Source organism: Bradyrhizobium sp. IC4060 (assembly GCF_020193715.1).
Taxonomy (GTDB): Bacteria; Pseudomonadota; Alphaproteobacteria; order Rhizobiales; family Xanthobacteraceae; genus Bradyrhizobium; species Bradyrhizobium yuanmingense.
Window position 1 is genome coordinate 18,628 of the sequence record NZ_JADYVJ010000019.1, and the last position, 15,542, is coordinate 34,169.

Below are 15,542 nucleotides of genomic sequence, written 5' to 3' on the forward strand. Positions count from 1 at the left end.
GATGCGGCCGAAGAAGCATAGGACGACGGGATCGGGCGATCTGTTCCGGGCCAGGCTGGACCAGATCATCAATATCTGGACCAGATCATCAATATGAAGCATGAGCTGGTTCAACTCGCCGGCAAGGTCGATTGGGAGTGGATCGACGGCCGAGATCGCGCCGCTCTATAGCGAGAATGGTCGGCCGGGCATCGCGACCCGCTTCATGATCGGGCTGCTGCTGCTCAAGCACATTTACGGCCTGTCCGATGAGGGGGGGTGCGAGCGCTGGGTGCACGACCCTTATTTCCAGTACTTCACCAGCGAAGAGTTCTTTCAGCACGCGTTCCCGCAGGAGCGCTCCGACCTGAGCCACTGGCGCAAGCGGCTCGGGGAAAAGCTGGAGCTGTTGCTGGCCGAGAGCTTGCGGGTGGCGCAAGAGGCCGGCGCGTTACGCAGGCAGAACCTCAAGCGGGTCACGGTCGATACCACCGTGCAGCCGAAGCCCATCACCTTCCCGACGGTTGTGAGTGGCAGAGTAATTCTCCCCACTTATGGCATTTGAAAATTCCCCAGTTTTCGTGACGGCCGACCGTCCAGGGCATGCCCTGGATGGTCGAATCGCCGACGTTCCTCCGGCAGGCGAAAGGGAGGGCGCGGTGCTCAAACTTGGGGAACTTGTCATGATCCTGGATTTGCATTGCCAAGGTCTGTCGGTCAGCGCTATCGCCCGGCAACTTGGTGTCGACCGAAAGACAGTCAGGGCCTACATCGCCAAAGGATTGGAGCCGCCGGTCTACAAAAAGCGAGCGGTGCGGCCCGGAATTGTCGACCACTTCGAAGCTTATTTGCGTGAGCGGCTGGCTGCCTATCCTGCGCTCACCGCCGTGCGGCTGTGGCGTGAGCTCAAGGAACGCGGCTTCGTCGGCAGCTACAGCATCGTACGCGATCGCGTGCGCGAGCTGCGGCCTGCCCAGCCGGCAGCCATCCAAGTGCGTTTTGAAACTTCAGCAGGTGAGCAGGCGCAAGTCGACTTCGCCAGGTTCGAGGTCGAGTTGTCGATGAGCCAGGGGTCAAGCGCATCGTCTGGCTGTTCTCGATGGTGCTCGGCTACTCACGACTGATCTGGGCGCGGTTCGTTGTCCATCAGGATCTGCAAACAGTGCTTCGCTGCCATATCGCCGCTCTGGAAGCGATCGGCGGCGCTCCGCGCGAAATCCTCTACGACCGCATGAAGACCGCTGTCCTTGGCGAGGACGCCGAGGGGCTCGTGGTCTACAACCGCGCGCTTGCCGGCCTTATCGGCCCAAGGCAAGGTCGAGCGGCCATTCCGCTACATCCGCGAGGACTTCTTCCTCGGCGGGGTCTTCCGCAATCTGGACGACCTCAACGGCCAGCTCCGCCATTGGCTGGATACCGTCGCCAATCCGCGGGTGCATGCCACGACCCATCGGGTCGTCGATGAGGCCTTCGCCGAGGAAAAGGCGGCACTGCAAGCCTTGCGGAGCGCGCCCTATCGGGCGGTGTTGCATCTGGAGCGACGGGCCTCGCGCGAAGGCATGGTGAGCGTCGGCGGCAGTCTGTATAGCGTGCCTGATACGACGCGGCGGCGGGTCTTCGACGTCCACGTCCTCGCCGACGAAGTCCGCATCTTCGAGGGCAGCGTGCTGGTGGCAAGTCATGCCCCGCTCGAAGGTCGGGGCCAGAAGCGGCTCGATCCGACACATCGCAAGCTCGCCAGCTTCGGCCGACGCCGTCCAGGCAGTGCAGAACCCGTCACCCTCACGCGCGCCGGTGACCACGCCGCTTGTCGCTTGCTTGACTTCTACGCGGCCGTCGGCCGCCGCCTGGCAGCCCAGGAGATCGTATGATGAGTGCTTTCTCCGTCATCGAGCGCGTCAAGACCAACCTGGTCAGTCTGAAGATGCCGCGCGCCCTGGAAATCCTCGATGTCACCCTGCGCGGCCTCTAACACGGCGAAATTAGCGCCCTCGACGCCATCGATGCCTTGCTCACCGAAGAACTCACGATGCGCGAGAACCGTCGCATCAAAATGGCGGATCAATGGCCAAATTGTCGGCCATAAAGACGCTCGCCGGCTTCGACTTCGCCTTCCAACCGTCGCTCGACAAAAACCGCGTCCTGGCGCTCGCCGGATTGCAGTTCATTAATCGGGCCGAGGCGGTCCATCTCATTGGGCCACCAGGAACCGGCAAGACCCATTTGAGCCTCGCTCTCTGCGTGGAGGCCGTTAAGACAGGGCGCAGCGTCTACTTCAGCTCCCTCGCCGATATTCGCCTCGCTCGCCGAGGCCGAACGTGACGGCGCTCTGCGCGAGCGGATCCGCTACTACTGCCGCGTTCGCGCTGCTCATCGTCGATGAAATCGGCTGCCTCCCGGTCACTCCCGGTGGCGGCAACTTGTTCTTCCAGCTCGTCAACGCCCGATATGAAAAAGGCGCTATGATCCTAACCTCGAACCGCGGCTTCGCCGATTGGGGAGAGATCTTCGGCGATTCCGTCGTCGCTACCGCACTGCTCGATCGCCTGCTTCACCACGCCGTCGTCATCCAAATCGCGGGCTCGAGCTATCGCCTACGCGAACATGCTGATCTCGTCCCCGAGACGATCCGACACAAAACGCAGGCAACCGCGAACCCAATTCCGCCGACCCTGAAACGCCGGGGCCACCAAAAGACGGAGGTGCTGACCACGTCGACGGCTGATCGCCATCCCGCCAACTGGGGACTTTGCGGCGCCACTTCTGAGGAGATTCCGTGCGCCGTTGACGACGGTTGCCAAGCTGCTGCACGCGACGATCAAGGGGCTCAATCGCGTGGCGAGGACGCATCGGGTCAAGTTGCGGCAGTCCTATCTTCGCAGCGCGGCGATGATGGCGGGGCGCTACGCCCATGCCAAGCGATTCAAGCGGCATCAGCGGCAGTTGCGCATCCTGCGCAGCCGACTGGGCCGGACCATCCGCGATATCCGCCGCAAGATCGAAGGTCAGGCTGTGCTTGAGAACGCCTTCGCCCTCCCGCTCAGCCGGGCCTCCCAGATCCGCTTGAGCAGCAGCGCCAGCGCGGCTGGAAGCTGTATTCCTTCCATGCTCCGGAGGTCGAGTGCACCGGCAAGGGCAAAGCAGCCGAACGAGTTCGGTGTCAAAGCCTCCATCGTCACCAACAACCGCCGTGCTCCCGGCGGCCTGTTCGTGCTGCATGCCAGGGCGCTACCCGATAACCCGTACGACGGTCACCTTGCGGGACGCCAGCGACCACATCGAGACAACTCACCGGCTGCGCGATCGAGCGGGCCTATGTCGACACACGAGGCACAAAATCCCCGCCGAATCTTCATCTCTGGCCAGAAGCGCGGCTTCTTCGGTGTCATCAAGCGCGAGCTGCGGCGCCGCTCCACCATAGAACCCGTCATCGGACACCTGAAGGCCGATGGTCACCTTGGCCGCTGCTACCTCAAAGGCCGCGCCGGCGATGTGGCCAACGTCATCCTCTCCGCCGTCGCCCACAACTTCCGCCGCATCCTCGCCTGGCTCAGGAAGCTCTTGCGGTCCTTTGGCGCGCCTTCGCAACCCCAATCGCCCTCAACCCCGGTTGTTAACGGACGACTCACCAATATCTTTGCCGGCATCGCCGCCCATCCGGCTCATCGCGTGGACGAGTTGCTGCCCTGGAATTGGACGTAGCCGACTGCAACGATCGCTGCGCAAGCGGCATGACCACGTTCGTAAACATCACGTCACCACCATCGGTCGTGTTGCCGAGAACCTCGGCGAAGACGAAGATTGGCCGCGAGACGTCGCCAATGAAATGGAGATCGAAGACGGCGTCATCTGGGTGGTATGGCCTCGGGAAGATGGCGTCCAGGCCTTCACCCACTTCAGTATCGAAAACCTGATCCGGCTCATCCGGGATGTACAAAGAAAGGCTTGGCATCGGTCGGGAAGGTGATGCCTTGGCTGCACGGTGGGTATGGTGGTATCGACCATGCCCCCTTTTTAGATCTCGCCGGCCTCACGCGCCACCCGCAAGCTCTCGGCCAGCAACAGTTCCAGCTTGTCGCCGAGCCGCTTGCGCCAGTGGCTCAGGTCCGAGCGCTCATGCGGGAACGCGTGCTGAGAGAACTCTTCGCCGGTGAGCTAGGGGAGACGCGGATCGTCACCCAGCGCTCGCGCCCCCTCGTCAAACAGCTTATAAAATGTGCTTGAGCAACAGCAGCCCGATCCAGAAGCGGGTCGCGAGGTCCGGCCGGCCGTTCTCGCTGTCGAGCCGCTTGCGATCTCGCTGTCGATCCAGTCCCAATCGAGCTTGCCGGCGAGCCGGACCAGCTCGTGCTCCATATTGATGGTCTGGTCCAGCCTGGCCGGCACGGAAGCGCCGCACGGCAGTTGCGACCGCACGCACGGCCTCGGCAGGGCCGCGCCGCACAGTCCGGTCAGAATTGTCCCGCATCCCGCCGTCGTGTGCTTCTTCGGCCGCATCGCCCATCCGATGCAGACAGGGAATGATGCTTCGCCTTTCGAGCGATCCCGAAAACAAAATTGCAGGGTTCCGGTGCGCAGAGCCAGAGCCCTGCAATTCAAAACAGCCTGCAGGAAGAATTGCGACTCCCACTCAGTCGCTTAGCCATTCTTCACAGACGGACTCCTTAAATGCGTCTTGTTCTCCGAAATCATGATCCCAAGTTGACTTTGCTCACTCAGCGCCGCAGCACAGCTTCCGCGTGCAGGACCGGAACGAAAGCCGCTTCCAGCTCCTGCCAGTCCTCAGGCGTGTTGGGCACGGGCCAGGCGGAGTTGACTGCGATGACAACCCTGTCCTGCGGATAGACGAAGATGGCCTGCCCATCACTGCCCAGGGCGGCATAGGAGTCCTTGTAGATCCACCAGGAATATCCATAGCCCACCGCGGCGTGACCGCGTTGCCGCGTCGGGAAGGTGACTTGGGCGCTGATCGCGTCGACCAGCCAGTCGGACGGCAGCACCTGAGCGGCGCCGGCCTTGCCGCCGTCCAGCATGAACTGGCCAATGCGGGCGTAGTCACGCAGGGTCATTGAGATGCCTGAGCCGCCGCGATCTCGGCCGAACCGATCCACTATCCAGTTCGCGTCCTCTTCCATGCCGTACGGCTGCCAAAGCTTCTCCGAGAGGTATTCAGACAACGGCTTACCAACCGCGTTGGACACCAGGATTCCGGCAATGTCGGTTTCCCCCGTACTGTAATTGTACCTTGCGCCTGGCTCAGCGGCTCTCGGCAGGAGGCGCATGTAGGCGACGATGGGATCGACGCCCGCTTCGTAACAGCACCGGCCCGCTCTGTATCCGTCTGAATTGGGATCGTGCCAATCCTCGTTCCACTTGACACCTGAGGTCATGGTGAAGAGCTGGCGGACGGTCACCCCCTCATAGGCGCTGCTTTTCATTTCGGGGATGCAGTCGATGACCGGCGCACCCATACTTTTGATGTAGCCGTCCTGGATCGCCGCGCCAGCCAGGATCGCGGTCACCGACTTACTGACGGATTGGGCTAACCAGCGGTCCTTTTCCGTACGTCCGAGGCCATAACGCTCGAGAACGACCTGGCCATCCTTGAGCACGATGACACCCGAGGTACGCGTCGCCTTCATATAGCTGTCCAAGTCCATGGCCTCGCCCTTCCAGGTGCATCGGGGCGCGATCTGGCGGGCAGCCTCGGGCAGCACGTGAACGCTCGGCCCGCGGCGGACGACGTGAGTGGCATCGATCTTATCCATATTGCGATAGCCGATGGCTCGCTGCTCAGGTGTCCACTGCAGGTACCAAGAATTCATCGCGACGCTCTGCGGCAGAGGTTCGGCGCCGTTCGGGGCGCTCGCGGCCGGTGAGGTCACCGCCAGCCCCGTCAAAGCTGAAAGCCCCGTAGACTTCGTACCCATAGCTTGCTCGTGCCCTTTCTTCCGTTCTCTCTAAACCGAGCCACCCACATTCGGTCGGTTGTCGGTCGTTGGACGGCAGTTTGCAGTCACGTTGAGCGTATCAAGCCTATGAGCGTAATTTTCCAAAAGAGTCGCCGGTCAAGGAACAATTCGGGCGCGGCTTACGTTTTAGCGCCGGAATGCTGCAACGGACGTGATGGAAACAGTGAAACCTGTGAACGTTCTCAGCACAGAGGGGAGCATTTCCTAGCTGGTCGGCGTGTGGTTTCGGGGACCAGGATGTAGGCGACTATCGAGCTGCTTATTTAGTAGGAACAGCCCTAATTCCCGGTGTGCCACACGACTCAAAAGATTCGCCGGAGAAAACCGCCATTCCGTTGCGTAAACCGCCGTTCCACGCCGCGCTCATGACGACCTGCCCGTCAGCCAGTAGCTGCGGCGGCAGGATGCGGGATCCGGCGTGCGGCGGAGGTCCTTATAGACTCGGCGCGCCATCCGCAATCAGCGTCCATATGCCGGAGGGTTTCTTCCATAGCGAGGGTTTTGGCGGGGATTTCTTTGTGTCGAATAGGTCGGCGATGGTCGACGGGCCGTTTGGCAGCTAGTCCCGCTAAAGTGGTTGCCATGCGCAACGCGGCTCCAAGGCTCGCTTCTTGCAAATTGAGAGGTGATCGAGCTCGCCCTGTTTGAAGAAGACAACGCCCGGACGATTGAGAATTTCGAGAGGGCGAACCGCGCGTTTCACCACGCGCTGGTCGCTCCTTGCGGCATGCCGCGGCTCCTTGCGAGTTTTGAATTACAGCTTGCAAATTCGCAACTAGTGTTCGCGATGGCGCGAAGTGGCGGCTGGAGATCGCCCAGGACCCACCGCCTGATTCTGCAGGCGTCGGGAGCGCGCAATGTCGATCGAGCCTGCAACCCGCTTGCGCGCCACCATTCAAACGATTGAGCGACTTGCCATGCTTCGCTCTCCCAGCTTTAACATCGAAGGGACATCTCCCGCATCAACCTTGTACGTCGCAATGGCGCTGCTGCGATCAGCATTGCCGCGAAAAGGAAGACCAAGCTCTCGGGCACGCAGCTTGTTCATCATTATCCGATGTTTCCGATGGACAGTGATCAATTTCCGCTCAAGCAGGGTAGAGCGGGCTATCGTTTGCACGCCAAGATCGCGCCTGGTCTCAACGTCGATCGTCGGCACAATCGATAGTTTCAGATCGCTCCAGCTCTAATACTTGGCCGCCGGTGGTGCCATGGCCTCGCTTCCGCCAGATCCCGTGCGATACGGACCAACGTGGCCTCATCGCCAAAGCGCCCGACGATTTGAAGGCCTATTGGCAACCCACCGGCGTTTTGTGCCAAAGGCAGCGACACCGATGGATGACCGGTGACATTAAAGACGCCGAGATACGGATAAAGCGCGCGCGCCGCTTCTCCGAATTCTTCTACAGAGAGCGTCGGGCTAGTGGGGCAAAGACTGCAATTATGAGGCAATGCCACGGTAGGCAATGTAGGAGTTAGTAGAATATCAAAGGAACTGATCGCCTCTCCCACCCGGAACCGCAAGCTCCGCAATGCTTCAAGCGCATCTCCCACAGAAGCCGATTGAGACTGCCTGCCATATTCATAAAGCTTGAGGCTAAACGGCTCAAGGGTGCTGGAATCAATCTGCCGTCCCATGGCTCGCGCGTCTTCTTCGAGGGAATCGGCGCTGAGTTTCGTGCTGAGCTTCCCTATGCGAAGACGTGATCTGTAGTACTCGGCGGACTCGAATGGCGGTGGCATCTCAGTCACGGTGTGCCCCATTTCTTGAAGAAGCGCAGCAGTCCTCTCGACCGCCTGTTGAGTCTCCGGCTCGACCTTAGCTGCCCCCCATGCAGTGATAGCAACCCCCACTCTGAGAGTTCCGGTCGGCTGGGAAAGTTCCTCCACATATGTTCGGTGAGGCTGGACAATGATAAATGGATCACCGGGGTGGGGACCGGCGAAGACATCCAGCGCAGCAGCCATGTCGCGCACAGTTCGACATAGAACGAAGTCGCGAGGAAGGCCAAACGACCTATCCTGGTCGTTCGGTCCGCCCGAAACACGCCCGCGCGAGGGATTCAATCCAACAAGGCCACACCAGGAGGCAGGAATGCGAATGGATCCGCCACCATCAGTTCCATGCGCTATGGGAGTAATGCCTGAAGCCACTGCCGCTGCTGCTCCAGAAGATGACCCGCCTGCGGAGCGTTCCAGATTCCATGGATTGCCCGTGATACCATTTAGAATGGACTCGCTCATTCCGGAGCCGCCAAAGAGCTCCGGTGTTGTCGTTCTTCCGAGCGTCCGGAGACCGGCAGCTCGAGCTCGACAAAAAAAATAGCTTTCGGTATCGGGGCGATGGCCCTTGTACAGCCGGCTGCCGCGTTCCTGGAGGCGGCCGGCTTCGGTGGCACCAATATCTTTGCGAAGGAAAGGCACGCCATGGAAGAGCCCTCCGTCTGCGCCCGAAACAGTCTCAGCATCCTCGTAGAATTCGATGACGGCGTTGAGTCGGCTGTTGACGTCGTCGTGCGCCTCGCGGGCTAGCTGCGTCAATTCCGAGGGCGTGACGTCCCCTGCGCGCACAAGTGAAGCTAAACCGGTCGCATCGTGCTCGACGTATTCTCTCAATTTCATTTTATACTACCCTTTCCGAAATATCTGATGGGAGCCGTCAGGTATTGTGGATGCCGCGCAGTCGCTGCGAGCGTCGGCGCAGCAACTCGACAGTGGTTAGCATTGCGATGGAGAACTGCATCAGCACGGTCAGGGCAGCAACAATGGTCGGACTGAATTCTTCACGATGCGGAGAACATGACCACAGGTAGGCAAAGTGCGCTGGTTGGCGCTGCCGACGGACGGGGCGACCACCACCTCGTCGAAGGAGGCAAGGCAGGCGAAGAGCGCACCGGAGGTCATGCCGGGTATAATGGGCGGGAGGATGATCTCGAAGGTGACCGGGGGCGCACCGAGTCCGGTGGCTGCGCGGGTTAGCGAGTGATCGAGACCCATTAGAGTCGCGGTCACAGCGATGACAACCAACGATGTGGCCAGCGTGGTGTGCGCTAGGACCAGGGCAATATAGCTGTTGAGCAACTCAATATCGGCATGACCGAAATATACGGCCACCGCGTTAATTACTGCCGGGATGATCATGGGTGAGATCAAAACGCTCATCACCGCCTTACGGCAGGAAACTTTTAGGCGACTGAGCCAGAGCGCGGCTGATGTGCCTAGCGCGGTTGACAGCAGCGTGACCAACACGGCGACGAAGATAGAGTTGTGCAGCGCGCACAGCCAACGGCCTGTTAAAAATTCCTCGTACCAGAGCCGCGACATCCCGGGCATTGGATAAGTGAAAAAGGACACAGAATTGAAAAGCAGCAGAATGATTGCAAGGATCGGCGCGATCCGAAGCAGCAGCACCGCCCCGCACATCAGCCGATGCAGATAGCGCCAGCCCTTCGCTAGCAGACCGGCAGAGGCCAAAGCGGGCATCGTTCTCACCCCATAGCGCGGCGCGCTGCTACGGCCGCCGGAAAGCCGGTCGGGCCGGCGTTTGCCGTGAGCGCTGACGGACCATGTCGAGCGCCCGTTTGATCCTGGCCTCCATCTCGCCCTTGCCAAGCTTGCGCACCTTGAGTGCAAAGGGCGAGCTTTGTCGTCAACGGGGTCATATGCGGAAAGAGGGCGCAATTTTGGAACAGCAACCCGATATCGTGCTTGTGAGGCGGCATATTCTCAATTGAGCGTCCTGCTACCAGGATCGAGCCATTAGTGGGCGCCCGGAAGCCGGCGAGTATCACGAGGATCGTCGTCCTGCTCGCGCCAGAGGGCGCCAACATGGTCAGGAGCTCCCCCGGAGCGATATCCGGGTTGAGATTCCTAACGACCAGCGTTTCGCCGTCAAAGGTCTTCTGAACGCCGCAAAAATGTGACAAACGATTGTCCCGTGCCTGGCATCGCCCCCATTTCTCCCCCGGGCGCTCCGGCGTCAAAGCCCAGACCAAGACGTTGTCTTTGACGGCTCGCATTAACTGCGCGTGCGGTCGAGACCGCATCTATACCCTGCATGAGGGCCGCCTGCGGGTGACTCAGTTTATCGCCGAACTGCGTTTTGAATCGGTGACATTTCGAACGGTTGGGTCTTAGGCTTTCGTCGTTACTAAAATATTATCCGGCTCATGCTATCTCTTTTCATCGATCTCGCGGGTCAGACGGCCGAAATCCTGCGCCGCATCAAGCAAATCCGAAGGTTTATGTCAGCAACGTTCTCGGCCGAGGCAATGCTACGCGAGCACGAAGCAGAGAGCACAACGATTGACGGATGGATGTAAGCGCTCACAAGCTGCTAAGTTCGCTCGGGCGAAAGATAACGCCGAACGGTGCACTGGTTTCACTTCCGGGAACCATGAGGAACGGCACTAATGTGTATCGACCACAAGCGAGCCCCGATGTCTCGCACGAGCAACGCTTCCGTGACGGTCATCATCACATCGCGAGCAAGCTTGAGAATTTCGCTGCCGCGCTAAACACCGCTATCTGCAGCACCGCGGCGTAGCATCTGCGCATCACCTTGCCGTAGACCACGCTTCCCGAGCACATGCCGACCTCACCCCCATGAGCCATCGCGCTTGATCAGCCCATGCCGATGCCAGGAGCGGAAGCCCTGCTCCGGATACGGCCGCAGGACGACGGTTTGCTGCGGAGGAAGATCTCGTCGGTCTTTTCGGACGCAACATGGATCGTCTGCTGAATTTCTCTGGAGCGCGCCTCGACTATGCTGCCGCGGTCCACTCTTGCCTTTCGCTCGGGCACAGCAGGCGACATTACCAGAGTGTACGATTCTGGGCGCACATCTCCTCGGCGACTATCCCTTCGTCTAGCTTTCGCACCACAAAATTCAGACCGAATGTACGAAATTGCAAGCCCGCTCCGTCAAGCATTGGATACATGCGATCCACCCCGCGCCAATGCACTCGAAAACAGTCAAGTGGCTCTAAATTCACCGCCGCAGATTAGAGCCTGAAGTCAGGGAGACAGCGGATGGACTCTCTCACGAGCTCCGATAGCCGAAGCGACGCCGTGTCGAGGACAAGCGGCTTCAATTCTATTCTCAAGAGGCGATCGTCATTGGGCCTACCCCGCTCGGAACGGGGGGAAGTGCACCGGCTACGGTGCGCGCGCCACCGAAATCCACATCGCCGATCACTGTCTGTCGTCCCTCATCTTCGACGCGATTGGTCCCTACATCTACTACGATAGCACCTGGCTTGATCCAGTCACCACGGACCAGCTTGGGTTGTCCCACAGCAGCTATAAGATTTCGGCGCGACGACACACTAAAGGAAGATCTTCACTCTCAGGGTGTGCGACCGTGAAATTGCAATTCTCTCGAAGCAAAATTGCGCAAGGGGCTTTCCGTCGATCTCGGAACGCCCAACGATGACGGCATTGGGTCCGGCGAGTTCGGCTCGAACCCTCTTGATAAGGAGCATACACACGAGCGGAGTACAGGGTACCCGGGCACTTGCGCCCAGTGAGAGCTTGCCGACAATCATCGGATGACGTCTTTCGCCGGATCGATCGCAGCCGTGACTTTCTGCGCACGATTGGAACGGCTGCATGCGGAGAACATCGACATCAGTGAGATCGACCGGTGCGTGGCCCTCCTTGATCCAAAAAGCGAGCGCCTTTCCGATGCCGGCGGAAGTCAGAATGCCGACTGAATTGAATCCGCAGGCCCTAAAAAGTCCCGATACCTCGGAAGTCTCCAAGCAAATTACGTTTATCCGGCGTGAAGCTTTCATAGCCATTTGAAAAACAGCTGAATTCCAGTCTTTGCGAGCACCGGAACCCGCTTGATCGCCATCTCGACGATCCGCTCGAAATGCTCGAAGTCCTGAGGCAGGTAATCGAAACAGAACTCCGTCGGTATGTCGCTTGGTTCTTTCCGCCGAACACCGAGGACGACAACAATTTGCGTGTATGTTGTTAGATCAAGCTCACGCCGAAGGCTGACCTTCGTGGGGGGATCACCGATGAATTTCTGTCACCCAATCTTGGCCGGCAGCTCGAACTGCTGCGCTGTGCTTCCCTCCCGGATCCGAGAGTGGCAGAGAACCCTACATGCATCAGGAGGACCAAGCCGGATTCTTCGTTTCAGGTGAGCTCGATGGACTGGCGAGCGTCACGTTGTTCTAAACGAAGGTGACAGTTTTGCCTTTCGCAAGCGACCTTCGACATCGTTATGCAAACATTGGCGATGGAGAATGTGTGGTCATATGGGCGGTCTCGCCTCCGAGCTATTGAATGGGATCTCGCCCCTTGGAGTCGGTGCGATGCGCCAGACCTCGGTTAGGACAGCCTGTAAGGTCAATGTTGTTCACCCAGCCGATCCGGATAGCAATGCGCCCGGCTCGGTTATCGTGGAGAAGCAAGTAGCGCAGCTCGTCAGGCATTTCGTTCTCGAAGGCGTGGTCATCTTCCATGAAGGCGACAAACCGTGATCAACCACTGGCCATGTGCTGTCGGTGAACGATAGTTTCCGGGTACGGCTTCACACCACGTCCCGTCTCTCGCCACCATTCAGGTTCGCGCTTGCCGATCAGATACCAGGCGTTTGGAAAAGTGTGGCCCCATTCGCCTTGTGCTGCAGGTGTTCCAGCCGACGTGATCCGCATGCACTGCGAGCACACGAGAAAGTCGACTTCCTCGGGAAGGGAGGCCTGCGCGTGCTAGGTTCTCAAGGAACTGCTGGCAGGGCGGGTAACACGGACGCTCCTTGTCATTGCCCGTATCGAATAGGAGCGTGGTGTTGCGTGCGTAGTATCAATATCCGGGAAAATCTGCTTCTTCATGCTGCGGGATCCTTGATAGTCAGGCCGCCGCCCCTTTCGCCCGTGACCTTGCCCCGAAGTTTTATCCAGGTCTAAGTTCGTTCGGGCGGTTGGATATGCCCATCCGGGCGGTGGTAGCGGCGGGAGCTGGCGCGGAGCTCTCGGCATAGCGCAGCGCCAGATCCCGACGCGGATTTCACGTGGTGGCAAACTCGGATGGTGTCTTCCATCCGAGCTGGGAGTGCGGCCGAGCGTCGTTATAGTCGGCCTGCCAGCGTTGGAGGACGACGCGGGCCTGAGCGAGCGAGGTGAACAGGGTCTCTCATGGGTTTCCGCGGTGCGATGTAGTGCCAGGCGATGCGGTTCTGATCGGCCCATGTCAGGATGGCATTGCTGGTCAGTTCGCTGCGTTGTCTCCGCATTCCAGGGATGGTGATCAGTGGTTCCAGACGATGGTGATCACAGATTCCAGTGATCGTGATCATGTTCGGAAGCGGACACGACTGACGATTGCATCTGTGCTGGAAATGGTCTCCTCGTCAAGGCTGGTGGCTGGCTTGGAGATCGTGCCGGCGGTCCATGGGAGGCCCCGTGCGCGGCGCGGAGTGCCCCCACGAGCGACGGAGCGACGCGAGCGCGAGGGACCTGTGGGCCGCCGGGACGATCGCGCGGGAGGTGATCACGCGCCTTTCCTTTCGCCGGCCTGCCGGCGCAGGCTGTCGCCTTTGAGCTCGAGGCGGTACGCATTGTGAATGATACTGTCCAATATCGCGTCACCGAGAGTGGGATCGGCAATGACGTCATGCCATCGCGACACGGGGAACTGACTTGTGATCAATAAGGATCCCTTGTCTTAGCGATCGTCGACGATCTCAAGCAGATCACGACGCTGGTCGGCGGTGAGCGGTTCAGGTCCCCAGTCGTCCAGGATGAGGAGGTTGACACGCTCAAGCGCGGCGATCAGGCGCGCCAGACGGCCTTCGCCGCGCGCCTGGGCGAGATCGGCGAACAGGCGGGATGCCCGCTTGTAGAGGACGGAGAAGCCGTCGCGGCAGGCTTTGTTGCCGAGCGCACAGGCAAGCCAGGACTTGCCGGTGCCGGTTGGGCCGACAATGACCAGGTGGTTGGCATCACGGATCCATTGGCTGGTGGCGAGGTTCTGGAAGAGCGAACGGTCGAGGCCGCGAGCGGTGCGATAGTCGACGTTCTCGATGGCGGCAGCTTGACGGAGCTTGGCACGGCTCAAGCGGCGCGTGAGGCGGCGGTTATCGCGGGCGGTGACCTCGCGATCGACGAAGAGGCCGAGCCAATCGGCGGCATCCTCAAGAACGGCACCGACAGAACCGCGCCTCCCCCCGATGAGGCGCCCATCCTCTTCCATGCCAACATCCGTGGCCGCAGTTACTACAATTGATCAGGAGAGATCAGCATGCTTATTCATCCCACCATCGATCGCTTGCGCGCCCTCGGCCTCGCCGCTATGGCCGGTACCCTCACTGAACTGCAGAACAAGGCCGGCGACAGATTTGTACGAACTGGCGTTGATCAGGAGGCCTCGGGCGCAGGCGGCGTTGACGCGTTCACGGCCGTATCGCTTGACCAGTCCGAGAATGCCGATCGCCGAGCGGAAGCCCTGTTCCGGATGCGGCCGCGACCGCAGGATGACGTCGATCAGCGTCTCGATATCGGGACCGACCTTGGCGGCTTCGGAACGAATGCGCTCATGGGTCCAGTCACGATAGCGGCGATGTGAGCTCGGCATATGCTCGGGAATCGTCGTCGGGCGATGCGGCAAGGTGCTGCGCAGATGCGACGCCACTCGCTTGCCGCGGTGGAAAATCTCGACGGTCTTTTGCGTGATGCGAGTCTCGACCTCCTGATGCACGAGGTTGTGAGGAACGCTGAGTAATGCTTGGATGTCGACGTGATAATCGAGGTTGACCCTGCAGCGCTTCCACTCGGTATACTCGTACGGTTCATCCGGCAATGGGGTCAGCGCCGGGCGCTCGAGCTCCTCGAATAGGTCGCGCCGACTTTGTCCCCAGCTGCGCAGCGGTCGATCGTTCAGCTCGACAAGGAGCACGTGGATCGCCTCGTTGAGGGCGGCGAGCGACAAGAAGCGGCGGTTGCGCAGGCGCGCCAGGATCCATCGCCCGACGATTTGGACCCCGACTTCGACATTGGCTTTGTCGCGCGGCCGATACGGCCGTGCCGGCACGATGGCGGTGCGGTAATGGCGGGCGAGATCGGCATAGGTCCGGTTGACCATCGGCTCTGAAAGCAGGCCCGGGTGATGCCGGCCTTCAGATTGTCGCTGACCGTCTGCCGGGCCGTGCCGCCGAAAAAGCAAAAGGCCCGGACGTGCGAGGCGATCCAGTCCGGCAGGCTCTGTGTGAGGCTGGCCTCGGCGTAGGTGTAGTTCGAGGCGCCGAGCACGGCGACGAAGATCTGCACGCTGCGCACCTCGCCGCTGAGCCCGTCAACCACCTCTATGGTGTGGCCGGAATAGTCGACGAACAGCTTCTCGCCGGCGACATGAACCTGGCGCAGGGTCGGCTTGAGGCGGCCGGCCCATTCCCTGTAGCGTTCGCAGAACCACGCATAGCTGAAGCTGTCGGAGTTTGCGTCGCAATACTCCTCCCACAACAGCATCAGCGTGACGTTCGGGCGCCGCAGTCGCGATGCACGAGCCCCCAGTCCGGATGCGGACGCTCCTCGCTAGGCCGATCAGACGGCGGCGGAAACAGGCGGCTCTCGAGCCGGACGT

At 60.4% G+C, this 15,542-nt stretch carries 9 protein-coding genes and 8 pseudogenes; 8 read left to right on the forward strand and 9 right to left on the reverse strand.

Translation table 11 applies throughout. The annotated features are described in order from the left end of the window. Position 1: 1 nt before the first annotated feature. The 5 genes and pseudogenes from I6F16_RS34085 to I6F16_RS34105 form a co-directional block, all read left to right on the forward strand. A pseudogene (locus I6F16_RS34085) lies at positions 2-502 on the forward strand (transposase); the annotation flags it as partial. Positions 503-638: 136 nt separating this feature from the next. Continuing rightward, a pseudogene (gene istA, locus I6F16_RS34090) lies at positions 639-1,850 on the forward strand (IS21 family transposase). Next, positions 1,850-2,704 (forward strand): annotated as a pseudogene (gene istB, locus I6F16_RS34095) (IS21-like element helper ATPase IstB). Before istA ends, istB (I6F16_RS34095) begins: the two co-directional pseudogenes overlap by 1 nt. Positions 2,705-2,769: 65 nt before the next feature. Further along, positions 2,770-3,596: pseudogene (locus I6F16_RS34100) on the forward strand (IS5/IS1182 family transposase); the annotation flags it as partial. Between the two features lie 101 nt (positions 3,597-3,697). Then, positions 3,698-3,946, forward strand: a complete 249-nt coding sequence (locus I6F16_RS34105) for a hypothetical protein (RefSeq protein ID WP_225174379.1) — start codon at positions 3,698-3,700, stop codon at positions 3,944-3,946. Here I6F16_RS34105 and I6F16_RS34110 read toward each other — a convergent pair. Continuing rightward, positions 3,924-4,395: pseudogene (locus I6F16_RS34110) on the reverse strand (transposase); the annotation flags it as partial. The gene I6F16_RS34105 and the pseudogene I6F16_RS34110 sit on opposite strands and share 23 nt — an antisense overlap. 299 nt (positions 4,396-4,694) lie before the next feature. After that, a complete protein-coding gene (locus I6F16_RS34115; protein ID WP_225174346.1) occupies positions 4,695-5,909 on the reverse strand; it encodes a serine hydrolase in 1,215 nt (404 codons plus the stop codon). A gap of 612 nt (positions 5,910-6,521) precedes the next feature. Between I6F16_RS34115 and I6F16_RS34120 the strand changes: the two are divergent. Continuing rightward, a pseudogene (locus I6F16_RS34120) lies at positions 6,522-6,880 on the forward strand (FCD domain-containing protein); the annotation flags it as partial. A 241-nt stretch (positions 6,881-7,121) separates the two neighbouring features. Here the strand turns inward: I6F16_RS34120 and I6F16_RS34125 are convergent. The 3 genes from I6F16_RS34125 to I6F16_RS38260 all read right to left on the reverse strand — a co-directional run bounded on the left by I6F16_RS34125 (position 7,122) and on the right by I6F16_RS38260 (position 9,997). Then, complete coding sequence (locus I6F16_RS34125; protein WP_225174347.1) at positions 7,122-8,573, reverse strand: amidase; 1,452 nt, start codon at positions 8,571-8,573, stop codon at positions 7,122-7,124. Between the two features lie 129 nt (positions 8,574-8,702). Further along, positions 8,703-9,434, reverse strand: coding sequence for an ABC transporter permease (locus I6F16_RS34130; RefSeq protein WP_225174348.1), 732 nt, complete (start codon positions 9,432-9,434; stop codon positions 8,703-8,705). 5 nt (positions 9,435-9,439) lie between these two features. Next, positions 9,440-9,997, reverse strand: a complete 558-nt coding sequence (locus I6F16_RS38260) for an ATP-binding cassette domain-containing protein (RefSeq protein WP_346656614.1) — start codon at positions 9,995-9,997, stop codon at positions 9,440-9,442. 1,503 nt (positions 9,998-11,500) lie between these two features. Between I6F16_RS38260 and I6F16_RS34145 the strand changes: the two genes are divergently transcribed. Beyond that, entirely contained in the window at positions 11,501-11,665 is a 165-nt protein-coding gene (locus tag I6F16_RS34145) for a hypothetical protein (protein WP_225174381.1), read from the forward strand. Positions 11,666-12,277: 612 nt separating this feature from the next. Further along, a complete protein-coding gene (locus I6F16_RS34150; RefSeq protein ID WP_225174350.1) occupies positions 12,278-12,445 on the forward strand; it encodes a hypothetical protein in 168 nt (55 codons plus the stop codon). A gap of 412 nt (positions 12,446-12,857) precedes the next feature. On the opposite strand, the pseudogene I6F16_RS34155 reads toward I6F16_RS34150, so the two are convergent. The 4 genes and pseudogenes from I6F16_RS34155 to I6F16_RS34170 all read right to left on the reverse strand — a co-directional run. Continuing rightward, positions 12,858-13,182: pseudogene (locus I6F16_RS34155) on the reverse strand (transposase); the annotation flags it as partial. A gap of 272 nt (positions 13,183-13,454) precedes the next feature. Beyond that, positions 13,455-14,090 (reverse strand): annotated as a pseudogene (gene istB / locus I6F16_RS34160) (IS21-like element helper ATPase IstB); the annotation flags it as partial. Positions 14,091-14,189: 99 nt separating this feature from the next. Beyond that, the gene (locus I6F16_RS34165; protein WP_225174351.1) at positions 14,190-14,891 is read right to left on the reverse strand and encodes a hypothetical protein; all 702 of its coding nucleotides are present in this window, start codon (positions 14,889-14,891) and stop codon (positions 14,190-14,192) included. After that, a complete protein-coding gene (locus I6F16_RS34170; RefSeq protein ID WP_225174352.1) occupies positions 14,840-15,427 on the reverse strand; it encodes a hypothetical protein in 588 nt (195 codons plus the stop codon). Before I6F16_RS34170 ends, I6F16_RS34165 begins: the two co-directional genes overlap by 52 nt. Between the last annotated feature and the right edge of the window lie 115 nt (positions 15,428-15,542).

Excerpts from the sequence above, each read along its gene's own strand:
- I6F16_RS34130 (WP_225174348.1), bottom strand. The coding sequence starts at position 9,434 with ATGCCCGCTTTGGCCTCTGCCGGTCTGCTAGCGAAGGGCTGGCGCTAT.
- I6F16_RS34170 (WP_225174352.1), bottom strand. The coding sequence starts at position 15,427 with ATGCTGTTGTGGGAGGAGTATTGCGACGCAAACTCCGACAGCTTCAGC.
- I6F16_RS34145 (WP_225174381.1), top strand. The coding sequence starts at position 11,501 with ATGACGTCTTTCGCCGGATCGATCGCAGCCGTGACTTTCTGCGCACGA.
- I6F16_RS34150 (WP_225174350.1), top strand. The coding sequence starts at position 12,278 with ATGCGCCAGACCTCGGTTAGGACAGCCTGTAAGGTCAATGTTGTTCAC.
- I6F16_RS38260 (WP_346656614.1), bottom strand. The coding sequence starts at position 9,997 with ATGCGGTCTCGACCGCACGCGCAGTTAATGCGAGCCGTCAAAGACAAC.
- I6F16_RS34115 (WP_225174346.1), bottom strand. The coding sequence starts at position 5,909 with ATGGGTACGAAGTCTACGGGGCTTTCAGCTTTGACGGGGCTGGCGGTG.
- I6F16_RS34125 (WP_225174347.1), bottom strand. The coding sequence starts at position 8,573 with ATGAAATTGAGAGAATACGTCGAGCACGATGCGACCGGTTTAGCTTCA.